The sequence below is a fragment of the Streptomyces sp. NPDC046859 genome (genome assembly GCF_040645135.1).
Taxonomy (GTDB): domain Bacteria; phylum Actinomycetota; class Actinomycetes; order Streptomycetales; family Streptomycetaceae; genus Streptomyces.
In genome coordinates this window covers 61020-81767 of sequence record NZ_JBEYXR010000034.1, presented here as the reverse complement: position 1 = coordinate 81767, position 20748 = coordinate 61020, and the positions used below count along the sequence as shown (strand labels likewise).

At 68.9% G+C, this 20748-nt stretch carries 20 protein-coding genes and 6 pseudogenes; 6 read left to right on the top strand and 20 right to left on the bottom strand.

Translation table 11 applies throughout. From position 1 onward, the window contains the following. The 7 genes and pseudogenes from ABZ899_RS32945 to ABZ899_RS32915 all read right to left on the bottom strand — a co-directional run. Nucleotides 1-224: pseudogene (locus tag ABZ899_RS32945) on the bottom strand (DNA-directed RNA polymerase subunit alpha); the annotation flags it as partial. Between the two features lie 346 nt (nucleotides 225-570). Continuing rightward, entirely contained in the window at nucleotides 571-843 is a 273-nt protein-coding gene (locus ABZ899_RS32940; RefSeq protein WP_361353436.1) for an IS3 family transposase, read from the bottom strand. Continuing rightward, nucleotides 786-1190: a DDE-type integrase/transposase/recombinase gene (locus ABZ899_RS32935; RefSeq protein WP_361353433.1), complete on the bottom strand. Its 405-nt coding sequence runs from the start codon at nucleotides 1188-1190 to the stop codon at nucleotides 786-788. Before ABZ899_RS32935 ends, ABZ899_RS32940 begins: the two co-directional genes overlap by 58 nt. Before the next feature lie 250 nt (nucleotides 1191-1440). After that, nucleotides 1441-1775 (bottom strand): annotated as a pseudogene (locus ABZ899_RS32930) (helix-turn-helix domain-containing protein); the annotation flags it as partial. A 266-nt stretch (nucleotides 1776-2041) separates the two neighbouring features. Next, nucleotides 2042-3250 carry a PP2C family protein-serine/threonine phosphatase gene (locus tag ABZ899_RS32925; protein WP_361353430.1) on the bottom strand — a complete coding sequence of 403 codons (1209 nt, stop codon included), beginning with the start codon at nucleotides 3248-3250 and terminating at the stop codon, nucleotides 2042-2044. 314 nt (nucleotides 3251-3564) lie between these two features. Next, nucleotides 3565-3966 (bottom strand): annotated as a pseudogene (locus tag ABZ899_RS32920) (IS5/IS1182 family transposase); the annotation flags it as partial. A 662-nt stretch (nucleotides 3967-4628) separates the two neighbouring features. Beyond that, nucleotides 4629-5024 carry a cupin domain-containing protein gene (locus tag ABZ899_RS32915; protein WP_361353427.1) on the bottom strand — a complete coding sequence of 132 codons (396 nt, stop codon included), beginning with the start codon at nucleotides 5022-5024 and terminating at the stop codon, nucleotides 4629-4631. 51 nt (nucleotides 5025-5075) lie between these two features. On the opposite strand from ABZ899_RS32915, the gene ABZ899_RS32910 reads away from it, so the two are divergent. Beyond that, nucleotides 5076-6068 (top strand): helix-turn-helix domain-containing protein, encoded by a 993-nt coding sequence (locus ABZ899_RS32910; protein WP_361353424.1) that lies wholly within the window; start codon nucleotides 5076-5078, stop codon nucleotides 6066-6068. Nucleotides 6069-6200: 132 nt separating this feature from the next. Here ABZ899_RS32910 and ABZ899_RS32905 read toward each other — a convergent pair whose 3' ends face one another. The 3 genes from ABZ899_RS32905 to ABZ899_RS32895 all read right to left on the bottom strand — a co-directional run bounded on the left by ABZ899_RS32905 (nucleotide 6201) and on the right by ABZ899_RS32895 (nucleotide 8116). Beyond that, entirely contained in the window at nucleotides 6201-6521 is a 321-nt protein-coding gene (locus tag ABZ899_RS32905; RefSeq protein ID WP_361353463.1) for a Scr1 family TA system antitoxin-like transcriptional regulator, read from the bottom strand. Nucleotides 6522-6613: 92 nt separating this feature from the next. Further along, on the bottom strand, nucleotides 6614-7087 hold the full coding sequence (locus ABZ899_RS32900; RefSeq protein WP_361353421.1) for a VOC family protein: 474 nt from the start codon (nucleotides 7085-7087) through the stop codon (nucleotides 6614-6616). 123 nt (nucleotides 7088-7210) lie between these two features. Then, nucleotides 7211-8116 carry an NAD(P)H-binding protein gene (locus ABZ899_RS32895; RefSeq protein ID WP_361353418.1) on the bottom strand — a complete coding sequence of 302 codons (906 nt, stop codon included), beginning with the start codon at nucleotides 8114-8116 and terminating at the stop codon, nucleotides 7211-7213. A 530-nt stretch (nucleotides 8117-8646) separates the two neighbouring features. Here ABZ899_RS32895 and ABZ899_RS32890 point away from each other — a divergent pair. Then, on the top strand, nucleotides 8647-9099 hold the full coding sequence (locus tag ABZ899_RS32890) for a MarR family winged helix-turn-helix transcriptional regulator (protein WP_361353415.1): 453 nt from the start codon (nucleotides 8647-8649) through the stop codon (nucleotides 9097-9099). Between the two features lie 257 nt (nucleotides 9100-9356). Here ABZ899_RS32890 and ABZ899_RS32885 read toward each other — a convergent pair whose 3' ends face one another. The 5 genes and pseudogenes from ABZ899_RS32885 to ABZ899_RS32865 all read right to left on the bottom strand — a co-directional run bounded on the left by ABZ899_RS32885 (nucleotide 9357) and on the right by ABZ899_RS32865 (nucleotide 11458). Then, nucleotides 9357-9536 (bottom strand): hypothetical protein, encoded by a 180-nt coding sequence (locus ABZ899_RS32885; RefSeq protein ID WP_361353460.1) that lies wholly within the window; start codon nucleotides 9534-9536, stop codon nucleotides 9357-9359. Between the two features lie 260 nt (nucleotides 9537-9796). Beyond that, entirely contained in the window at nucleotides 9797-10150 is a 354-nt protein-coding gene (locus ABZ899_RS32880) for a hypothetical protein (protein ID WP_361353472.1), read from the bottom strand. Nucleotide 10151: 1 nt separating this feature from the next. Further along, nucleotides 10152-10292: pseudogene (locus ABZ899_RS32875) on the bottom strand (DUF4259 domain-containing protein); the annotation flags it as partial. 260 nt (nucleotides 10293-10552) lie between these two features. Then, on the bottom strand, nucleotides 10553-10912 hold the full coding sequence (locus ABZ899_RS32870) for a DoxX family protein (RefSeq protein ID WP_361353412.1): 360 nt from the start codon (nucleotides 10910-10912) through the stop codon (nucleotides 10553-10555). Nucleotides 10913-10957: 45 nt separating this feature from the next. Next, entirely contained in the window at nucleotides 10958-11458 is a 501-nt protein-coding gene (locus tag ABZ899_RS32865) for a cupin domain-containing protein (RefSeq protein WP_361353409.1), read from the bottom strand. Between the two features lie 75 nt (nucleotides 11459-11533). Here ABZ899_RS32865 and ABZ899_RS32860 point away from each other — a divergent pair, with 75 nt between their 5' ends. After that, on the top strand, nucleotides 11534-12385 hold the full coding sequence (locus ABZ899_RS32860) for a LysR substrate-binding domain-containing protein (RefSeq protein ID WP_361353406.1): 852 nt from the start codon (nucleotides 11534-11536) through the stop codon (nucleotides 12383-12385). Here the strand turns inward: ABZ899_RS32860 and ABZ899_RS32855 are convergent. Both ABZ899_RS32855 and ABZ899_RS32850 read right to left on the bottom strand, forming a co-directional pair. Continuing rightward, on the bottom strand, nucleotides 12379-12870 hold the full coding sequence (locus tag ABZ899_RS32855) for a hypothetical protein (protein WP_361353402.1): 492 nt from the start codon (nucleotides 12868-12870) through the stop codon (nucleotides 12379-12381). The two genes, ABZ899_RS32860 and ABZ899_RS32855, sit on opposite strands and share 7 nt — an antisense overlap. A gap of 702 nt (nucleotides 12871-13572) precedes the next feature. Then, a complete protein-coding gene (locus tag ABZ899_RS32850) occupies nucleotides 13573-14085 on the bottom strand; it encodes a helix-turn-helix domain-containing protein (RefSeq protein WP_361353399.1) in 513 nt (170 codons plus the stop codon). A gap of 123 nt (nucleotides 14086-14208) precedes the next feature. On the opposite strand from ABZ899_RS32850, the gene ABZ899_RS32845 reads away from it, so the two are divergent. Beyond that, on the top strand, nucleotides 14209-15180 hold the full coding sequence (locus ABZ899_RS32845) for an SDR family NAD(P)-dependent oxidoreductase (protein WP_361353396.1): 972 nt from the start codon (nucleotides 14209-14211) through the stop codon (nucleotides 15178-15180). 440 nt (nucleotides 15181-15620) lie between these two features. On the opposite strand, the gene ABZ899_RS32840 is transcribed toward ABZ899_RS32845, so the two are convergent. Then, complete coding sequence (locus ABZ899_RS32840) at nucleotides 15621-16352, bottom strand: class I SAM-dependent methyltransferase (protein ID WP_361353393.1); 732 nt, start codon at nucleotides 16350-16352, stop codon at nucleotides 15621-15623. Nucleotides 16353-16705: 353 nt separating this feature from the next. Between ABZ899_RS32840 and ABZ899_RS32835 the strand changes: the two are divergent. Continuing rightward, nucleotides 16706-17303: pseudogene (locus ABZ899_RS32835) on the top strand (HNH endonuclease); the annotation flags it as partial. Nucleotides 17304-17439: 136 nt separating this feature from the next. Here the strand turns inward: ABZ899_RS32835 and ABZ899_RS32830 are convergent. Beyond that, nucleotides 17440-17592 (bottom strand): annotated as a pseudogene (locus ABZ899_RS32830) (IS6 family transposase); the annotation flags it as partial. Between the two features lie 1006 nt (nucleotides 17593-18598). Beyond that, complete coding sequence (locus ABZ899_RS32825) at nucleotides 18599-19396, bottom strand: helix-turn-helix domain-containing protein (protein ID WP_361353457.1); 798 nt, start codon at nucleotides 19394-19396, stop codon at nucleotides 18599-18601. A 398-nt stretch (nucleotides 19397-19794) separates the two neighbouring features. On the opposite strand from ABZ899_RS32825, the gene ABZ899_RS32820 reads away from it, so the two are divergent. Then, the gene (locus ABZ899_RS32820; RefSeq protein ID WP_361353454.1) at nucleotides 19795-20739 is read left to right on the top strand and encodes an NADP-dependent oxidoreductase; all 945 of its coding nucleotides are present in this window, start codon (nucleotides 19795-19797) and stop codon (nucleotides 20737-20739) included. Nucleotides 20740-20748 lie beyond the last annotated feature (9 nt).

Sequence of the window (20748 nt, the reverse complement as noted above, 5' to 3'; positions counted from 1 at the left end):
TCGGTGACGTCCTCCTTGACGCCCGGCACGGTGGTGAACTCGTGCAGGACACCGTCGATGCGGATGCTGGTGACAGCAGCGCCGGGGATCGACGACAGGAGGGTGCGGCGCAGGGAGTTGCCGAGGGTGTAGCCGAAGCCCGGCTCCAGCGGCTCGATCACGAACCGGGAGCGGAACACGTCGACGACCTCTTCGGTCAACGAGGGACGCTGAGCAATGAGCACGGGGTGTTGCCTCCAGTGGTTTGGCGCCCGCTATGTGACGCCGTAGACAACACGAAGGGTACGGGGCGATACGGGCTCATCGGCCTACGAAGAGGCCCGACCGTCTGACTCCACTCCCAGGGAGGAGACCTCGAGTCTCCCCTCCGCCAGCCGCCCCCACTGCCGTTTCTGCTTTGCCCGCGTCCGGATCCCGGGCGAGCAGGACGACCAGACAGGCATGCCGGGCCACGGCCGTGTCACGTTCCACGCGACCAACAGCGTCCGTTCTATGCTCCCGGCCTCCCGACCAGGCCGTCGCCACCCGCAATGCCCACCTGAGGTTCCCCCGCTGCACGGGAGTGACTGATTAGCAGGTCAGCGCGGGTTGACGTGGTTTCAGGTTCACTGATTCGGCCGTAGCCTGGTCGGCGTAGTGCTTCTCTTCGAACTCGATGGGGCTGAGGTAGCCGAGGCGTTTCTGGATGCGGCGGGGGTTGTAGACGCCGTCGATGTACTCGAAGAGCGCGAGATTCGCCTCGGCTCTGGTGTCGAAGGTCCGTCCGCGGATGTACTCCGTCTTGATCAGCATCCACAGGTTCTCCGCCAGGGCATTGTCGAAGGAGTCGCCGACCGAGCCCATGGACGCTTGAACACCTGCTCTACCAGCCGGGTTGTGAGCTTGATAGACGTATATCGCGTGCCGTGATCGGCATGGTGGACGAGTTCGCCGGGGGCGACCTCGCGACTGGCCGGCGCGTACTCCAGCGAGGTGAGGACCAGGTCGGCGTCCGCGCGGGCGGACGTCTCCCAGGCCACGACTCCGCGGGAGAAGGCGTCCCGGATCGCCGACAGCCACAGGGGCCCCTTCAGGGTGGAGGCCACGGTCAGGTCGGTGACCCACAGCCGGTTCGGCGCGTGTGCCGTGAAGTCGCGTTGTACCAGGTCAGGGGCGAGATCGGCGTCCGCGTCGCGGCGGGTGAAGCTCATCGCGGCAGCTGCTGCTCCTCCGCAACCAAGGCGGGCGGTGCGGTCTCCTCACGCTCGCGCGTGCGTGACGGCGACAGCGACAGTACGGCGGAGAACCAGAATCCGGCCGGCGGGAGTGCACGTCAGTCCTGACGCGGCAGTGGTGTGCCTCGATGGCTTGCAAAATGAGGGCCCTTGCCTCGGTTCCGTACACCGCGAGTTCTGCGAGCCACGCGAATGCCCGGAGGCGGCTGTCCAGCTCCCCCCCCCCCGCGTATACGCGGAACAGGCGGGTGCGCTCGTACAGCTTGGCCGACGTCTCGGCCAGTTGCTTCATGCCGGTGCGTTGCAGGCGCTTCCACTGCAGATACGTCGAGTCGGCCTGCCGGTTGGCCGCGATGAAGTCGGCGGCCTGGTCCTCGGCGCCGCAGGCGGCGCACCAGGAGGGATATCGCCGTCGGCCGGTGCGGTGACAGCGTTCTCGATGCGCGATGACTTGGCCGCGGACCAGCCGCACCGGTGTGCGACTTCCTTGCCCCTGATGCCAGCCGGGAGGCGAGAGCTGCGCGTGCCCTCTTCCACGCTGGAGGAGGGGAACGTGGACATGGCGAGGTGGCGCAGCTCGGCCGGTGCCGCCGGCGTCGAGGGGATGGTCCCCCAATAGGGATGTCACCACAGCCGAACGGACAGGCGCAGCAGGCGGCGGCGCAAGGGGGGCGCGCGAGGGCGGGGTGCGGCGAGCGCTTGGCAGGTGGCGTTTCCAAGCGGCTTGCGTCTGCCCCAGGTCGTCGGAGAAGTCGGTCACGCCCATGCCGGCATCAGGTCGTTGTTCGAATTACGTCGGTTCGGGCACGCCCTGTGTGGTGCCGTGGTCAGGGGGCGCTGTCCTGTGACAGCGAACGCTGTGTGCCTGCCGTGGGGGCAGGGCCGTGCCAGTCCAGGCACAGGACAGTGGCGTCGTCCCTCACGTCGCCGCGGCAGACGTCGGTGACGGCGGTGACCATGGCGCGTACGGCCTCGCGGGGGTGCTCGGTTGCGGTGTCGCGGATAAGACGCGGTAGGTCGACGTCTTTTGCTTGGCGCTCCTGCATGCCGTCGGTGTAGAAGACGAGGCGGTCACCAGGGCGCAGGTCGATGTCCTGTACGTCGTAGGCGCCCCGTGTGGGGACACCGAAGGGGAGGTTGATGTGCAGCTTGATCTCGTTGACGGTGCCGTCGCGCAGCCGTAGGGGCCACGGGTGGCCCGCGTTGACGAGCTGGGCGCTGCTCCCGTCCAGAGCGATACGCATCAGTTGTCCGGTGGCGAAGGTCCGTCTGCCGTGGTCGATGAGCGCCTGGTGGGTGTGGCGGGCCTGCTCGGCAAGGTCGGTGCCGGCGCGGCGGGCGCCGCGGGAGGCGTTGACCAGGAGGGTGGCCATGAGGGAGGCGTCGACGTCGTGGCCCATGGCGTCGGTGATGGACAGGTGCAGAGTGTCGTGGTCAAGGCTGTAGTCGTAGGTGTCACCGGCGGTGTCGGAGGCGGGGACGAGGGCGCCGGCGAGGGTGAACTCGGGAGCCTCGCACGTCGGGGCCGACGGCAGTAGCTGACGTTGGATCTCCGCTGCCAGCGTGACCGTGGCGGCGCGGTTGCCCCAGTGGTAGAGGTCGGTGAAGCGCCGGTCGGTGACGATGATGTACGCCAGCGCGTGAGCGGCCTCCTCGACCTGCTGCAGTACGTCCTGTGTGACGTGGGTGAGGTGTAGCTCCAGGATCCCGAGGGTGTCGCCGCGGTTGGTCACCGGGGCGAGCACTCGGTACCCCCGCGGGCCCTCCTGCACCCGCAGCACTTTCTGAGTGCGCAGGACATCGTCGTAGACACTGCCGACCAGGGGAATCTGATCGGCGCCGTGCCCCTGTGGCGCCGCCGCCTCGTCATTGACCCGTAGCAGGCGTCGGCCGACGACGTCGACGAACAGGAACGACACGTAACGCGCGTCGAACCGGTCGCGCAGGTTGTGCGCCACGACGTCGAGGGAGCGCACCGGCGCGGCATGCTCCGCTGCTGCCAGTACCTCGGCCAGCCCGATCCGATCACGCTCCATTGCATCCTCCCTAAGGTTACGAGCCTCCTTCCCGCAGATGCCCTGGTCATCCCAGCACAACAGTCGCTTCAACCCCGGGGACCACGGCGCACGTGACCTGGGCCACTCAGACTTCGATGGCACTGACCAATTCTCGCCGACACAGGACAGTCGCTCCCGGCATGGTCGGCCTCGTGGCCGTGCCTTTTGATCGGCCCCCAGCCCGGTGGTCCGGCCCGGTGGTCTGGCCCGCTCTGGAGCGGCGCCCGGGCGGGTGGTTCTCCTTCGCGTACGCGGGCGCTGCCCCAGCTCATCGCGTCGTCAAGTGAACATTGTTCGCGGAGCCAGAGGACGAGTGACGGGAGGCGGAGGCCTGCTAAGCAGCGGGCGGGCCAACGTGTCGAAGCGGATGGCGACGGCCCCGAGCTGCTTGAGCCTGCTGAAGCAGGGTTCGACGACGGCGCGGGACTCGGCGTCGAAGCCGGCGGTCGTCCGCCGGCCTATCCACGACGCTGTCAGCCCGGGACCTGATCGGCCCGTTCGGGGATGACCGCACGGGTCCCACGTCGGCGTAAGTCGGAGCGGATGGCCCGCGAGGAGGACGCCTTGTCCGCGATGACCGTCCCAGGCCCGCGACGCGGACGGCCGACGGTCGCGCGGGGCATCCGCACCGCATCCACCACCGTGTCGAACACAGTGGAGCCGATGACGTTGCCGGGCGTGAGGACGATGGCCAGGGCAGCCGTACGACGGCGTCGAACTCCACCGGCCGTCCTGGCACACCTCACCGCAGCTCAGGCCAACCCACGGCTGACCATAGCCGGCCTGAGCCCGGACCTGTGGGCCATCGGGCACTCCGACACCACGACAGCCGCAGTCCTCCAGCACGACGGCACGATCCTCGCCGACCGCCCCGACTCCCCCTCCCCCGCCGCCCTGCGCGACTGGCTGACCGCCGGGGAGAGCGCCGGCCGCCCCGCGCCCGAGACCTACACGCCCGCCCCCGGCCCGGGCGCGGGGCCGGCATCTGGGCCTGACCCGGGAGAGCCATCGGCAGGCCCCGCGGATCCGGTGGCCCGGGCGGGGGGTGACGGCCCCGCCCGGGCCACCGGCGCTCCGGCGGCGGCCGGTGCCGACCAGCCAGCCTGGAGCAGGCAAACCTTTCCGGTCACAGCACTGGGAGGCGTCGCCCGGCTCTCCCCGTTCGTGCGCCGCCGCATCAAGGTTGCTAAGCCGGACTCCTTCCAGCTTCCCGACCTGCCTGGCGCAATGCGTCCCCTGCGCGGTCCACACCGGCGAGGACTGAGTCTCGTGCCGCTCTCGCCGGGCAGTCGGCGAAGGCAACTGGCCCGGCGGCGGGCCGACGCCATGGGCGGTGGCGTGGCCGAAGCCTGTTTGGTCAACTGCTGAGTGTGTGTCCGGTCGTCGATTCGACGTGCTCTGGGATCTCGTCGTGGCGATCGCCCACGGTCGGTGTCCCGGTGGGCTCGAACATGAGGATTGCTGCGCCGGACGGAGCGTACGGCTTGTGCTCGGTGCCTCGGGGGACGGTGAAGACCGCCCCCTGTGGGAGCACGACCGTGCGCTCCCCGTCGGGCTCGCGCAGGGAGATGGCCAGCTCGCCGTCGAGTACCAGGAAGAACTCGTCGGTGTCGTCGTGGACGTGCCAGATGTGTTCACCGTCGACCTTGGCGATGCGGACGTCATAGTCATTGACGCGCGTGACGATGCGAGGACTCCACAGGGCGTCGAAGGAGGCCAGGGCCTTGCTGAGGGGGATGGGTTCGCTGCTCATGGGCTCACCCTGCTCTGTTCCGCATGCCGCCGCGAGTGCTAGGAATCGCACATGGCGAAAGAATCCTCGCACGCAGCTCACATGGCAGGCGTACCCCGGGTCGTCGTGATCGTGGACGAGAACTCGAACCCCTTCGAGCTCGGCTGCGCGAGCGAGGTCTTCGGTCTGCGCAGGCCGGAGATCGGCCGTAATCTCTACGACTTCCGGCTCTGTTCCCCCGAGCCCCTCACCCTGATGCGAGACGGATTCTTCACGCTCACAGGAGTCGCCGACCTGGAAGCGGCCGACACGGCCGACACCCTGATCGTCCCCAACCGCCCGGACATCGACGTCCCCCGCCGGCCCGCCGTACTCGATGCCGTCCGCCGCGCACATGCCCGCGGTGCGCGCCTGATCGGCTTCTGCAGCGGCGCCTTCACACTGGCCGAGGCCGGAGTCCTCGACGGACGCCGGGCCACCGCCCACTGGCAGTGGGCGGATTCCTTCCGGGCCCGCTTCCCCTCCGTGCAACTCGAATCAGACGTGCTGTTCGTGGATGACGGTGACATCCTCACCGCGGCAGGCAGTGCAGCCGCGCTCGATCTTGGGCTGCATGTGGTCCGCCGCGACTACGGCGCGGAGGTCGCCAACTCTGTGAGCCGACGGCTGGTCTTCGCGGCGCACCGGGACGGTGGGCAGCGGCAGTTCGTGGAACGTCCCATGCCCGACCTGCCGGACGAGTCCCTGTCGCCTGTCCTGGCCTGGGCTCAGGAACGGTTGGACTCACCGCTCACGGTGTCGGACCTTGCGGCACGTGCGGCAGTCAGTCCGGCGACTTTGCATCGCCGCTTCCAGGCGCAACTGGGCACGACGCCGTTGACGTGGCTGACGGGAGAACGGCTTGCTCTGGCGTGCCGGTTGATCGAGCGCGGTGAGTCCCGCTTCGAAGTGGTCGCGCGGCGCAGCGGGCTTGGCACCGCCGCACATCTGCGCACGCTGATGCGCCGCGAAACCGGCATCACACCGTCGGCGTACAGGCGCCGGTTCGGACCGGAGGTGAATTGACCACCGTGCGCGGCTCGGGGACTGGCCGGGACCTCCACGAGTACCGCCATTTGCTGGTCCATGGTCTGTGGGGAAACCGATCTGAGCTGGTCGGATCCTTTGCCGAGATCAGCCGGCACCCAGCTCACACGTTCATGGCCCGGCGCACGTCACTGATGAGCCGCTGGGCACCGGGGCCGTGCACTGCGGACTCCCACAGCATGCTCCAGGTGCGCAGTTACAGGGCGATGGAGTCGGCGTCCACAGCTCCGCATGCCGGTTCTCGACGATGACGAGCCGCTCGTCATGCACCCAGAACCCACCCGCGGGCGGGATCTTCGGCGAGGCCGTGAAGGGGATGACCCCGAGGGCGACGGTGTCCAGAGCGACGAGCCCGGCAAGACGGTCAAGCTGCGCCGCAAGGACGGCCGGCGGGCAGGTCAGCGACCGCGGGGCCGTCTCGCCGAAGAGGATGTCGAACCGCCTGCCCCGCCCGTGCAGCAGTTCCTGCCGCCGAGAGCCGGGCGCGCGCGGCCCGGTCGGGCTGCCTGTGCGGCGAGGACAGGTCAGCGGCCGGGGGCTCGCTGCGTGATCTCCTGCAGCACCCAGCCGTTGCCGTCCGGGTCGCTGAAGGTGGCGTAAGAGCCGTAACTGGCGCGCTCGGGGTGCGGGCCGATGATCCGCTCCTGGCCCTGGCCCTCGTGGACGACATCACCGGCGTCGTGCCCGTGGAAGAAGACGCCCTTGCCGTCGTGGAAGATCTCGCTCACCTCGATGCCGCGCTCGACGAGCTGCGCGCGGGCCTGTTCGATGTCCGTGACGACGAGGTACAGACCCTGGGCGGAGCCGGGCAAGGCCGTGGTCAGGCCCCTGCCGAGGATGATCGAGGCCTCGGATCCGGGCGGTGTGAGGTGGACGACCCGGTAGTCCTCGTTGATGTCCTTGGCGAGGTCGAGCCGGAAGCCCGCTTTCTCGTAGAAGGCCCTGGCGCGGTCGACGTCCGAGACGGGCAGGACGAGAAGTTCGAGTTTCATGTTCATTTCTGCGATCACTTTCGTTGTCCGGGTCCCGTGCCTGTACGGGACTTCCTGGGACTGGGTCCCGTGGTGTGCAGGACGTGCGGGATGGGGCAAAGTCCCCGTGAACGGCCGACCGGGAATGCGTCAGCCGAGGTAGATGTCCTTGCGTGCCGCCACGAACTCCTCGATCGTCTGGGCCGGCTCCCCGGTCAGGTTCTCGACGTCCTGGGAAGCACGGTCGTAGCGGTTCTGCTGGTGGAGTCGGCACATGGTGACGATGTGCCGCTCGATGTGCGGGGGCAGGCCCATCTTGGAGAGCACCTCTGCGCGCCACTGTTCGAGCGGTACGTCGACGTAGGCCACCGGCCGGCCCAGTGCATCGGAGAAGGCCTCGGCCATCTCCGTCATGTCGCAGGTGCGCGGCCCGGTCAGTTCGTAGACGTGCCCCACGTGGGGAAGCGGGTCGCGCAGCACGGCCGCGACCGACCGTGCGACGTCGTCCACGGCGATCGGCGACGTGCGTCCCGCTCCGAACGGCAGCGCGATCGTGCCGTTCTCGCGGATCGTCTGCGCCGGGAGCGTGGTGAACAGCGGGTTGTCCAGGAACGCCGTCGGCCGGATGTGGACGACCGGCAGTCCGGACCAGTTCAGGACCTGCTCCGCGAGCCAGTGCAGTCGCTGCTGGTGCGACTCGGCGGTGCTGGTGGCGGTCATCTGCGACACCGTCATCTGCGACATGTCGATCAGCGCGTCCAGCTTGCCGTACTCCCGCGCGATGCTCGCTGTGACGGTCGCCGCGAGGAGGTGGTCGGGCGACACGGGCATGGCGAAGTACATGCTCTTGGCGCCTTCCAGGGCGGCCGCGACGGTCTCGGGTCGTGTGAGATCGCCGAGGACGACCTCTGCGCCCAGGGCGCGCAGTTGCGCGGCACGGTCGTCGTCCCGGCGGACCATGACGCGCACGGGCACCTCCTGTGCGCGCAGCTTCTCGAGGACGGTGCGGCCGACGCCGCCAGCCCCCGTGATCAGGACCAGGTTTGTGACAGCCATCAGCTGCTCACCTTCTGTGGGGTGGTTGGACAAGATCGCGCATTCGCAAACGGGATCGAGCGCGCAGTGTTCGGCGGGCGCATGCACAGGCACTGCGGGGAACGGCTGGGCAGCGGCATCGCAGGCCATCCACCGACAACATTAGGAGCATATGCTCCTAATTCCGTGAGTGCAAACATGCCCTCCGGGGCTTGCGAGTGTCGACCATGCATCCCGGGCGACACATGCGCCGCCGACGAAAGCGGCGCCGCGAGAGTCGGTTCCCGCACCATCGACTGCCGGACGACCGCTTCCGGCGGCTTCGCCGCGCCTCGAGGCCGCTACGCCCGGACCGGTACCGTCGCGACCGGTCGGCGGCGCGCCCCTCGCACGCCCAGCAGGCGACCAGCGGCGCCCCTCATCGCTCCGCTCCGGCCCCGACCGCGCCTTCGGCTCCGGGGGGGGCGCCCCCCCGGAACATGCGGGGATCACCATCATTACGAGCATATACTCGTACACGCTCGTGCACGGATCGGTATCTGGAGGGGATCATGACGCGCACCGGAAGAGACACCCTCGACGCCTGCAACAACCTGGCCCTGCGCAAGGCGGCCCGATACCTCGGCGCCACCTACGACAAGGCTCTCGCCCCGACGGGCCTGCGCGCGACGCAGTTCAGCATCCTGCAGAAGCTGAGCACCCAGGAGCAGATCACCATCACGAGCCTCGCCGAAATGATCGCCATGGACCGCACCACCTTGGCCACCAACCTCAAGCCACTCGCCCGAGAGGGATTGGTCACCGTCGAGCCCTCACCGACCGACCGTCGCGCCCGCATCGTCACCCTCACCCCGGACGGCCTCGCCCGGATGAAGGCCGCCCTCCCCTACTGGCGAACCGTGCAGTCCGAGTTCGAGGAGAACTTCGGCCAGGACAAGGCGGCCCGACTGCGCGCCGCGCTCGAGGACGTCCTCGGCACCGGATTCCGCCCTTGGGCGGAGTAGACAGCGGCCCTCCTGCTGGCGGGCCCCGCCTAGAACAGGTGAATGAAGCATGCGGTCGCGACCGCCCCGCCGGCCGCGACCGATGTCAACCGGAGCAGGATCTTCTGGTACTTCATATGGATCCCTCTCGGGATTCGCACGGCGCGCGAAGGACGGCGCAGTACTGCGGAAAGATCGAGGAACCGGGCCGGGGGGTGACACCGTTCGCAGTGGCACGGGCGGGCGGGCCCCGCCCCGGCCGGCCGGGGCGGCGTGGCTCACAGGCCGCCCATGCGTATGAGCCACCAGTCAGGCTTGTAGGCGCCGGTCACGGTGTCGTGCGGCACGGCCGGTCGCTCTTCCACCGTGTCCTCCAGCCGGACGCGCTCGGGCAGGTTGAGGAACCGCAGGCTGCGCTGCCTCTGCGCCGGGTCGGCGGTGGTGCGTTCGTGTTCCATTTCAGCGTCTTCTCTGCGCGGCGCTCTCGCCGCGCTCGATGGCATCCGCCCTGCCCGGGCACGGTAGGAAGCGGCCTTCCTGGTGGCGTCGTTCAGCCACCAGGAGCTTGTGCGTGACGATGTCGGCCGGTCGTGCCGTTCCCCGCAGTCGGCGGGAGGGCCGCTCGTCGGCCGCCATTCTTGCCGGGAGCCCGCCAGAACGGCAGAGAGCCGGAACGACACAACGGCAGGAACAGCAGTTGCGGGGCCTGCCGCAGCGGTCACGCGTCGGCTGCCCGGCGCCGTAGGCGGGGGCTCAGGCTCAGCAGAAACCCTGCGGCGATGGCCCACAGAGCCAGGGTGAGCACGGGCCCGGCGAGGTGCGAGCCGTTGTAGTAGCTGAGATCGGCGATGCCGCGGACAGCCGCTCCTGGCGGCAGCAGGGCGGAGACCGCACGGGCCCCGGAGGACAGCAGGTCGGCTCCGATGACCGCACCGCTCGTGGCGTTGCCGACGGTCAGCAGTTCCAGGGTGGTGATCGGCAGCCCGATCGGCCCCAGGAAGGCGCCCAGGCACTTGGAGGGAGCTGGCGAGGAGAGCGCCGGCAGCAAACACTTCCGGCCCGTCTCCGCCATCGACGCGCCCTCCCGAGTCGGTGACTCGCTGGAATGCCCGCCCCAGCACGTCGATGACCTGCTGGTGAGTAAGTCCCTCAAGTTCATCGACGAAGTCTGCGGCGAGGTCGCTGTCGAACGGGCCGGTCCCCCACGTTCCCATGCGTGGCTCCTGAAAGGGCTGTCTTGGACGAAGGCATGGTTCCAAGAGCCACTGACATCGGTCACGGGGCGAGGAGGACCCGCTTGCGGAGCAGTGTGAAGCCGGCGCATCCGAACATCTGGCGCTCGAGCATCTTGATCCGGTTGTACGCCGCGCCCAGCAGCGTGTGGACGCCACCGTGTTCGATGGTCAGGAGAAATGACAGCGGCCGTGTGGCGGTGTCCCTGCGGGTGCATCCACCGGTCGAGGGCTGTACCCCGTCACAGCCTGGTGGCCAGCCAGGTGGTCACCGCCGCGGTGGTGGCGAGGCCGATGTTGAGTGCGATGCGGCGGTCTTCGCCGGTCAGGTGGACGGCGATCGCACCGGCCTGGAGGAGGACGAAGCCGATGGCCGCGGCCGGCGCGAGCGCGGGCGCGATGCCCGTCAGTGGGGGCAGGATCAGGCCGGCCGCGCCGAGGACCTCGACCGTCCCCAGCGCTCTGAGGGCGGGCAAGGGTAGGCGGTCGACCCAGGCCATCATCGGTCGGAGCTGATCGGGGCTGTGGACCACCTTCAGTGTGCCCGCGTAGACGTAGAAGAGGGCGAGCAGCCCCGCGACGATCCAGTAGGCGATGTTCATGGTTCCCGTTCATGGGTCAGGGGTTCACACACGTCGTCGGCTGCCTCAGGCGAGGTCGGCGGCAGGTTCGGTCGCGTAGCGGCTCATCGCGTCGATGGTGGCCTTTGGCGTCGGCGGCTGGCCGCCGGCGAGGACCTCCTGGAGGTCTCGGAAGTACTGCACGTACAGGTCGGGGGTGAAGGTGCTGAGCATGACGGCGGGTTGGTCGGTCAGGTTGGCGAAGGTGTGCGGGGTCCCGGGCGGGACCATCACGAGCGTGCCCGCGGCGGCGTCGTGGTTCTCGTGCCCGACGGTGAACCGCACGGTCCCGGAGAGGATGTAGAAGCCCTCGTCATGCCGGGCGTGCCGGTGCTGGGGCGGTCCCTGGGTGTGCGGGGCGAGGACGGACTCGGCGATCGCGAGGCGGTGCCCGGTGTGGCTGCCGTCCTCCAGGACGCGCATGCGCGTGGTGCCCAGAACGATCGTCTCGCCGTCGGAGGGACCCACCACCGATACGGCGGGGTCGGCCTGCGGCGCGTTGGCCGCTGCTTGTTCGGTCATGCTCATCAGTGCACCGCCGCAGGCCTGCCCGTGTCCAAGACCCATCCCGCAGCGCCGATACCCCGTGGGTATCGTTGCAGTGTGGAGCTGCGGACCTTGCGCTATTTCGTGGCCGTCGCCGAGGAACTCCACTTCGGCCGGGCCGCTACCCGCCTGCACATGAGTCAGCCGCCGCTGAGCCGGGCGATCAAGCAGTTGGAGGCCGATGCCGGGGTCCTGCTGTTCACCCGCTCACCCACCGGCGTCACGCTCACTGCGGTGGGCGCGGTGCTGCTCGAGGAGGCGCGGGCTCTGCTCGACCATGCCGACCGCGTCCGTGCACGCGTGAGCGCGGCGGCCGGCGCCGCTGCCATCACCGTCGGCATCCTGGGCGACGGCACCGACCCGGGAGTGGCCAGGCTGGCCGCCGCCTACCGCCGTACCCACCCCGGCGTCGACATCCGCATCCGCGACACCGATCTGACCGACCCGACGTGCGGGCTGCGTGCCGGACTGGTCGACGTCGCCCTGACCCGGGCGCCGTTCGACGAGACCGCCCTGACGGTGCGTACGCTGCGCACCGATCCGGTCGGCGTGGTCCTGCGCGCCGACGATCCGCTGGCTCGCCACGACCGGCTGCGGCTGGCCGAGCTGGGCCACCGCCGCTGGTTCCAGTTTCCGCAGGGCACCGACCCCGTCTGGCAGTCGTACTGGAACGGCGGCACGCCACGTGAGGGGCCGGTGGTGCGCGCCGTCCAGGAATGCCTGCACGCCGTGTTGTGGAACGGCACGGTCGGCCTGGCCCCCCTCGGGCACGACCTGCCCGCGGAGTTGGCGGTCGTACCGCTGATCGACATGGTGCCGAGCCGTGTCGTGGCGGTGTGGAACGAAGGTGACACCAACCCTCTGATCCGGTCCTTCATCGAGATCGCGACGGCCGCCTACCGTCACTGAGCGCCGGCAACCGGTGCTGCCGGCGCTCGGGACAGTTCGAACACAGCGGCCCTCAAAACTGCCTCGGCGAAGTGGTGAACATCTGCAGCCCCTTGTCCTGTACAGAGCCACAGACAGCAGCGACAGCGTGCCCAGGATCTGGGCGACCTGGTTGGCGAGCGAAGCATCAGCCGTTCGCGAGCGATCAGTTCGCATGAGGCCGAGCGGGCGTCCTGCTGCTGGAGGAGGTCTGTGGCGTCCCACAGCAGTTGCCGGCCGACCTCGGCCGACCGGCGCAGACCGTAGTGGTCGCTGCCGGCGGCGGCCTGGACGAGACAGGCCTGCGGGACGGCGAGGCGCTGGAGGTAGCGGCAGGCTCCGGCGCCTTCGACCGTGCGGACACACTCGCGGGCCCGGGCATCCAGCACGGCCTGCAGGTGCTCGGCGAGCAGCGGCGCGAACACGACCGCCGGTAGGGCGACGGCGGCGAGGACGCCGTCGCCCATGGCGGACAGGCCGGCGACGACGCTGAGGAACGCGACCGTGACGGCTGTCAGGCGCAGCGAGGCGGGGACGTCGGGGGGCCGCCAAGCCGACGCGGCGGGCGGGGCGGGGGGTCAGCCAGCGCAGAGCCAGGCGCTGCACGGGTGTGGCCGACGGGGTGAGGACTGCGATCTGGTGGGCAAGGCCGGGCTGGGAACCGTCGCCTGGGATCGCCCAGGCGAGCCAGCCCCATCGGGTGCGCTCGTGGACGAGCACCGGGTGGCACTCGAGGGTGCAGGTGTGGTCGCGGACGTGGCCGGTTCGCAGGGCGCGCGCGTGTTCCGCCTCCCGCCGGCCCGGGTCAGTCGTGAAAAGGCGCAGGTGCTGCGCGGAGCCTGGTGGCTGTGGTGTGCGGCTACGGCAAGCAGCGTCCGTTCAGCGCCTACGCGGGCTGCTGGTACTTGCCGGAGTGTCGGAGCCGCGCGAAGAGCAACTTGCCCAGTTCAAACGGGACATCAAGGTGTGTCTTGACGGAGCGACGGACCTGCATGACAAGACTGTCCTGACCCGATGCGCACGCTGACATCTCATGCCCCTTACTTATGCCGCCTCGAACGGTCTGGTCTCAATCGGTTCCAGCGCGCGCACCTCCGCCGGAAGCTGCACGGTCCGGCTCGTCGCTGTCCGAGAACGCGAGCGGTTCCGCAAGGAGGCCGGGAGCGTTTTCAGCGCATCAGGAGGCCGATAGCGACCGTCAGCCGTTCGAGGTAGAACTCCCGTGATGCCGCCTGATGCTTGAGGCCGATCGATGCGCTGATCATCGTCTGTGCGAGGGGGAGGGCTGCCTCGCGTCCTGACTCGGCGGCGATCGCGTCTGTGATCAGTTCCTCAAAACGTCGCGGCGCGGTCTCAACGATCTCTCCGAGGAGGTCGGGATTGTCCTCGATAACCGTCGCGACATCGCGCGTCAGCGGGCCGATATAGCGACCCGCCCAATGGTCGAACGCTTCAGCGAGGCGCTCTGAAAGGGGGCGGCCACTGTCGGCCAAGACCCGTTCGACCGCAGTGATGTCGCGGCCCAGGGTCTGGGTGACCGCGGCACGGAACAACGTCTCCTTCGAGGAAAAGAGGAAGTAGAGCCCCGGCCGGGAGATCTGCGCCGCCCGCGCCACCTCCTCCATCGAGGTCTTCCGGTAACCGAATCGCGCGAACGTGGCCATGGCGGACTCCAGAACCATGGTTCGACGGTCGGTATCAGCGACTGTCGACCGTGGGTGGCCCGTGTCGGGACTACTCATTAAACGAGCATACGAGCGAGAATCGCACTATACAAGTCAAGCCTAGTACGTATAGTTGCCGCCATGGACACCCGCACACTCATCCGCACGCGCTTCACCTCCTCCACCACCGCGGACGAGGTACTGCGGGACATCGACCTCACCGGCGTCCGCGCCATCGTGACGGGAGCCTCCTCCGGACTCGGGATCGAGACCGCTCGTGCGCTGACCGCTGCCGGGGCGGAAGTGACGCTCGCCGTCCGAAACACGACTGCGGGTGACGCCGTCGCCGAGACGATCGGAAAGTCGACCGGAGGGATCCGGCCCCGCGTCGTCCGCATCGACCTCGCCGACAGGGCCACCGTCACACGGTTCGTCGAAGCGTGGGACAGCCCGCTTCACCTGCTGATCAACAACGCCGGCGTGGTCACCGGCGGCCTCGAACGAACGCGTGAAGGCTGGGAGCTGCAGTTCGCGACGAACCATCTCGGCCACTTCGCGCTGGCCACCGGCCTTCACCACGCCCTGGCTCGGGGAGCGGCCGACCGCGACGGAACGCGGATCGTCTCGGTCAGTTCGACGGCGCACATGCGGTCCGGCATCGACTTCGACGACCTCCACTTCGAACGCCGCAGCTACGAGCCGCAGATCGCCTACGCCCAGTCGAAGACGGCGAACTCCCTCTTCGCCGTCGAGGCGACCCGCCTCTGGTCTGCCGACGGCATCGTCGCCAATGCGGTGAACCCCGGCGGCATCGCGACGGGACTGCAGCGGAACTTCACACCGGAACAAAAGGCATCGCTCGACGCGGCCGAGGCTGCCGGAGTCTTCACATACAAAACGGTCGAGCAGGGGGCCGCCACCAGTATCGTCGCGGCCGTCGCCCCGGAATTCGCTCACTCCGGAGGCCACTACCTCGACGATGCACAGGAGGCCTACACCGTGCCGAACGACGCCGACCTCGCGCAGCACCCGCACGGTGTCAAGGAATGGGCGCTCGACCCCGCCACCGCCAGGCGCCTCTGGACCGTTTCGACCAACCTGCTCCGCGTCTGACCTCTCGACGCCACGGCAAGCCGCAGCAAGGCAACCTATCGCACGCGCGTGAGAGTGATCCGAAAGCAAAGACCTGGCGACCCGTCACCAAGCGTGACGACCCTTCGAGGGATTCGACAGCAACGACGCAGGCCCACCGGGTCGTTGCGCCGTGGCACGAGCGGTAGGCGATTAGGGCAAGCGGTCCAGGCGGATACCCCGGTCGTGCGGCTTCAGCCGACCCGTGCCGCCCGCTCCTCAGTCGAATGCGTCTCAATATCCGTGAGTGCGCCGGCCCATGACTGACTCCGCACGCAGTCCCACGTCGGGACCGGGGAGGCGCGCAGGCTGCTGAAACGGCAGGCTCAAGTGCCGCATCCGCGCAACGAGAACCACGACCCCGGCCTGCAGGCGCTGTTCGAGACAGGCGTGGCCGACGTCGATAGTCCCCTGGCCGGTCCTCAGGCCGGCTTGCGCCACACGGAGATGTGCTTCGCGGAGTCCTGGCGGAACGCCGACCCGTCCCAGTCCTCGACTCGGCGTTCCAGTTCGAGCCCGGCGATCCGGGCCATCAGGTCGAGCTCCGCCGGCCAGGCGTAGCGGTGTCGGGAGTTTTCTCGGCGGTAGTGGCCGTCGTCGCCGTCGCGGGTGAAATGGTGGGAGACGAGCATCTGCTCGACCAGGTCGAAGGTGTCGAAGCCGAGATGATGCTGGGAGACATCGAACGGCACCGCAATCTGGCCGGGCGGCAGGAGCCGCAGCGGCGGCACCTCCAACTCGATGACGAACCGGCCGCCGGGCTCCAGATGCCGTGCGGCGTTGCGGAAGCACTCGACCTGCTCGTCCTGCGTGAGCAGATTCGTGATCGTGTTGTAGACGAGGTAGACCAGGGTGAACCCGCCGGCAACGACGGTGGTCGCCATGTCTCCGATGACCACGGGGAGGGTGTCTTCGTCGATCTTGCGGCGCAGTACCGCTGCCATGTGTTCGGACAGTTCGATGCCCACGACCGGCACGCCGCGTTCCCGGAGCGGGACGCCCACTCGTCCGGTTCCGATGGCGAACTCCAGTGCCCGGCCGTCTCCGGCGAGGAAGTCGAGGGTCGGTCCGAGAACGGCTGCCGAGGACGCTTCGGCCTCCTCGGTGTCGTAGCGGTCGGCGGTCGCACGGGTCCACAGTTCACTGCTCGTCACGGGTGGCCACTGTGCCGGGTGCCGAGCAACATTGTCGACGTATTTTTCGCTCTCCGTCGTTCAGCAGCGCCGCCCGCAACTCGGCCTCGCCGGGGTACTGGGGCCAAACCACCCCGCCCCCCGGATACCAGCCCCCAAGCGATCCGACCACCTTGAAGACCATGAGTGCTGCCACGGGGAGAGCGCCGTGGAACCGGCCCGCTGGCTGAGGTTGACCGCACGCCAAGGCTGGTATGCAGCAGCACGCCCCGTGGTAGCGCCGATTCGTTCCTCCGGTAGGACCTTTCCACCCACACGAGCGGCGCCCGGACCACCGGGGATCACCTCCTGCGGTGGGGGGATGTCAACAGGGCATGGTCAAGGCGGTTGTTCGCGGCCTTATTGCCGCAGCCCTCGCCGTCATGCCCACCCTCTCCCCCGCACCAGCACAGGCCGCCGAGACCCTGTCTCTGGCCGACGCCGTCGCCGGCCTGCCGGTGGCCATCGAGTCCCGCGACGGCTACGACCGCAGCAAATTCCGACACTTGGAACATCCGCGACGACCCGGCCGACGGCTTCAACACCCGCGCCGAGGTCCTCATACACGGAGCGGTCGGCCCGCCCATCGTCAGCGCCAGCTGCCGCCTGAGCGGCGGGAGTTGGTGGTCGTACTACGACACCACCGCCGTGACATCGGCGTCCGGATTCGACATCGACCACATGGTCCCCCTCGCCCGGAGCCTGGGACATCGGCGCATCAACATGGACCCCGGCTCGCCCAGAGGCGTACGCCACGACCAGGGCGCCGAGGCATCGCTGGTCGCGGTCACGGCCCGTTCCAACCGCAGCAAGGCCGACCAGGACCCGGCCCAGTGGCTACCGCCCGCCGCAGACGTCCACTGCAGGTGCCTCGCCGAGTGGGCGGGGACGGAACCCCGCTGTGCCCTGGCCGTGGACGAGGTCGAACTGGACACCGGGGAGAGCGTCGCCGTGGGCTGCCCCCAGCAGTGACCTACGAACCCGCGCCCTCAGTACGCCATCAGCCCCCCCCCCAGCTCGCCATGTGCGCGCCCAAGAGCTGCGTGTGGCGGTGGAGTCCCTGCGGAGGGACGGTCTCGTGGGAGACGATCACGCCGCGCTCGAGCATCAGCTCCTCGACCTCACGGAACGACAGCGGGAAGCGGACGTGCAGCCACACACAGTGCGAGTTGATCTCGACCGGGTACCGGTGCCCTTTGCACGACGGCGACGTGCCGCCCACGGACCGCCCCCTCCACCATGATTAACCCGAAGATCATCCCAAAGCGGCCAGCCAACGGGACGTTGCCCGAAGAGCGCGCCCCGACCGCTATGGTGACTGACCATGTCACCGATAGCCCGCACCTTGCAGATCGCCCTGATGCTCTCCGGCTTTGCCCTACTCGCCTATGCCGCCCTATGGGACATGGACGACGCCACAGGGTGGCAGTGCCGGGCCACCAAAATAGGACAGGAACCGGTGCAGATCTGCGACACCGAGGACGGCCTGCACACCCCGATCCTCCTCGGTATGGCCGGGATCGCTCTGGAGATCGCGGGCGTTTCCGTCGTGGTGGGGGCCCGCAAGGGACGCACGGTCGAGGCTTCGCCGTCATCCGTCCCGGCCTCGTTCGCACCAACGCCCCCTGGCGCGACGCCCTTCGGCTCAGCGCCCTTCGGGTCAGGGCAAACGCCCCATGCCCCCGCTGCTCCGCCGAGCCCGTGGCCTTCCCAGGTGCCTCCACAGACTGGGCCCGGACAGCACTGACGGAAGCCGCCTGCGTCCGGTCCTCGTCGGTGAGGGCGTCGGGGCCCCCACCGAGGAGGACCGGACGCACCGTACAAGACGACGGGCCCAGGCGATCTCCTCGTCGGAAGGTATGAGAACCCGTATCTCAACCAACCATGGGACGTGCGGTTCGAGCAGGTTTCCCGCCGGGGTGATCTTCCCGTTGTTACGCGCATGGAGAAAGGGCCTCTCGGTAGCTCGGGGATGCGAGTCTGACCGAGCAGTGCGGGGAGGTCCTGGTGTCCTTGTTGTACGTGTCCGAGCCGGTCCAGCTAACACTCTGCCCGCTACCAGCGAGGCGATGACCCGGTGGTCGGTGATCACGCGGTTGAGCTGGCGTCTGGCACGGCCACGGGCCGCCGGCCGGCACTGATGGTTAGCCGCGTGGTCACACCGGAGCACATGGTGGATAGCTTCGCGGCCTTCCCGGCGCTGCTCCGCGCGGTGGCCGGGTGAGGCGTTACGTCAGGCGGCGTGCGAACTGTGCTGGTGTCGCTTGGTATTGCTTCTTGAAAGCGCGGATGAAGTGGCTGCTGTCGGTGAAGTGCCAGAGTGCGGCGGCCTCGGAGATGCTGAGCTGTGATCCGGAGGCGGTGAGTGCCTCAGCCGCTTCCTCCAGGCGTCGGCGGCGGATGTAGGCGCTGAACGACTCCTCCAGACTCGCGAAGGCCCGCTGCAAGGTGCGTACTGACACGTGCAGTTGCGCGGCTATCGAGGACGGCGACAAGTCGGCGTCGGTGAGCCGGGCATCGGCGAGGTCCTTGGCCGCTTGTGCCAGCGCCGGGGTGAAGGTGGGCTCGCGGTCGTCGAAATGGTCGAGGATCAGCCCTTTGGTGAGTTCGAGCAGGGCGTTGCGGGACGCGTGCGCCCCCGCCGGGCTCAGGTCGCTCACGGTCCGCTGCACCATGCTGGTGTGTGCCATGAGGATCTGCGCTGCGGGCGAGGTGGCCTGGCCGGTGCGTGGTTTCCCTGCGACCAGGGGCCGCAGGGCGTCACCGGGAAAGATGAAGATGCGGGTGCCGATCACAGGGGTGGTGTGGAAGTGATTCTCCGTCACGACGTGGTGCATGAAGTAGGTGCCGGCCGAGACGTACGCGTCACCGCCCTGATCGTGCGGGTCCTGCAGAGCCACCGCGCCGCGCAGCCCGACGTACAGCCTGATCTGGTCGTGTTCGTACGTTCCGACTGCCCGGGTGCTCAGGGATGAGGACGCCCAGAGTTCGTTGACGGCGGTGTCTTCCAGGACCACCGAGCGCATCGTTCCCCGGAAGCCGTCGACCGTGGGAGCGCTGAATTCCGGCAGCGGGTACAGGTCTCCCAGACGGTCGTTCCAGGTGTCGATGAACGGCTCCCACGTCCCCCGGCCGGTGCCGGTGGAGTCGGCGTCGACGGTGAACGTACCCACCCTGCCGCCCGGGCCACGGAAACGCGGTCTGCTCGTCATGTGCCCTCCGCCCCGATGAGGATGTCGCCGGAATCCCATTCTGCGTCGCGAAGGTACACCCGTCCCACGTACGCCTGTTCCTACGCTTGGTGGCGCTTCGACCTCCACAACGATCTACCGCCTGCCAGCAGTGCCGGCGCCGCAGCCACCGTCTCTTGCTTCGCACGCGGCGCAAGGCGACCACGACCCCGCGGGCGAAAGTGAGAAGAATTATGAAGGCAGTGCGCTTCCACCAGTACGGCGACCCCGAGGTCCTGCGTTACGAGGACGTGGAGGAGCCGGTTCCCAGCGCCGGGCAGGTGCGGGTCCGTATTGCGGCGACATCGTTCAACCCCGTCGACGCTAACATCCGCGCCGGGTTCATGCAGGGGCCGATCCCTGTGACGCTGCCGCACACACCCGGCATCGACGTCGCCGGCACGGTCGACGCGCTCGGTGAGGGCGTGACCGGCATCCAGATCGGGGACCATGTCGTCGGTTTCCTGCCGATGGCGGGACCCGGCGCCGCCGCGGAGTATGTCCTGGCACCGGTCGAGGTCCTGACGCCGGCGCCCAAGAGCGTCGCGCTGGCCGACGCGGCCGCGCTGCCGCTGGTGGGCCTGACCGCGTGGCAGGCGCTGTTCGAGCACGCCGAGCTGACCTCCGGGCAGCGCGTGTTGGTCAACGGCGCGGGCGGAGCGGTCGGCGGCTTCGCCGTGCAGTTGGCCAAGCGGGCCGGCGCCTTCGTGATCGCCACGGCCGGTCCGCGCAGCAGTCGGCGCGTCACGTCCGCGGGTGCGGACGAGGTCATCGACCATACGACCGCCGACGTCGTCGCGGCGGTGAGCCAGCCGGTCGACGTCGTACTCAATCTCGCGCCGGTCGAACCGGCACAGCTGGATGCGCTCCTCGGCCTGATCCGCCCCGGCGGTGTCCTGGTGAACACCACCGTGTGGATGCCCGCGCCCAGCGACGAGGAGCGCGGCGTACGCGGCATCGACCTGTTCGTCCGCAGCGACGCGGAGCAGCTGTCGCACCTGGCGGAGCTGATCGACGGCGGCGAACTGCGGGTTGAAGTCGCCCGGCGGGTGCCGCTGGCCGAGCTGCCGGCCCTGCATGCCGACGCCGACGCGGGCGTCCTGCCCAGCGGCAAGGTCGTCGTCACGCCCGACGCCTGACGCCCACCC

Excerpts from the sequence above, each read along its gene's own strand:
- ABZ899_RS32870 (WP_361353412.1), bottom strand. The coding sequence starts at position 10,912 with ATGAACATCGCCTACTGGATCGTCGCGGGGCTGCTCGCCCTCTTCTAC.
- ABZ899_RS32845 (WP_361353396.1), top strand. The coding sequence starts at position 14,209 with ATGGACACCCGCACACTCATCCGCACGCGCTTCACCTCCTCCACCACC.
- ABZ899_RS32885 (WP_361353460.1), bottom strand. The coding sequence starts at position 9,536 with ATGGAACACGAACGCACCACCGCCGACCCGGCGCAGAGGCAGCGCAGC.
- ABZ899_RS32910 (WP_361353424.1), top strand. The coding sequence starts at position 5,076 with ATGGCGAAAGAATCCTCGCACGCAGCTCACATGGCAGGCGTACCCCGG.
- ABZ899_RS32935 (WP_361353433.1), bottom strand. The coding sequence starts at position 1,190 with ATGAGCTTCACCCGCCGCGACGCGGACGCCGATCTCGCCCCTGACCTG.
- ABZ899_RS32820 (WP_361353454.1), top strand. The coding sequence starts at position 19,795 with ATGAAGGCAGTGCGCTTCCACCAGTACGGCGACCCCGAGGTCCTGCGT.
- ABZ899_RS32825 (WP_361353457.1), bottom strand. The coding sequence starts at position 19,396 with ATGCGCTCGGTGGTCCTGGAAGACACCGCCGTCAACGAACTCTGGGCG.
- ABZ899_RS32855 (WP_361353402.1), bottom strand. The coding sequence starts at position 12,870 with ATGGGCGACGGCGTCCTCGCCGCCGTCGCCCTACCGGCGGTCGTGTTC.
- ABZ899_RS32850 (WP_361353399.1), bottom strand. The coding sequence starts at position 14,085 with ATGGTTCTGGAGTCCGCCATGGCCACGTTCGCGCGATTCGGTTACCGG.
- ABZ899_RS32925 (WP_361353430.1), bottom strand. The coding sequence starts at position 3,250 with ATGGAGCGTGATCGGATCGGGCTGGCCGAGGTACTGGCAGCAGCGGAG.
- ABZ899_RS32900 (WP_361353421.1), bottom strand. The coding sequence starts at position 7,087 with ATGAACATGAAACTCGAACTTCTCGTCCTGCCCGTCTCGGACGTCGAC.
- ABZ899_RS32890 (WP_361353415.1), top strand. The coding sequence starts at position 8,647 with ATGACGCGCACCGGAAGAGACACCCTCGACGCCTGCAACAACCTGGCC.
- ABZ899_RS32915 (WP_361353427.1), bottom strand. The coding sequence starts at position 5,024 with ATGAGCAGCGAACCCATCCCCCTCAGCAAGGCCCTGGCCTCCTTCGAC.
- ABZ899_RS32895 (WP_361353418.1), bottom strand. The coding sequence starts at position 8,116 with ATGGCTGTCACAAACCTGGTCCTGATCACGGGGGCTGGCGGCGTCGGC.
- ABZ899_RS32940 (WP_361353436.1), bottom strand. The coding sequence starts at position 843 with ATGGGCTCGGTCGGCGACTCCTTCGACAATGCCCTGGCGGAGAACCTG.
- ABZ899_RS32865 (WP_361353409.1), bottom strand. The coding sequence starts at position 11,458 with ATGAGCATGACCGAACAAGCAGCGGCCAACGCGCCGCAGGCCGACCCC.
- ABZ899_RS32880 (WP_361353472.1), bottom strand. The coding sequence starts at position 10,150 with ATGGCGGAGACGGGCCGGAAGTGTTTGCTGCCGGCGCTCTCCTCGCCA.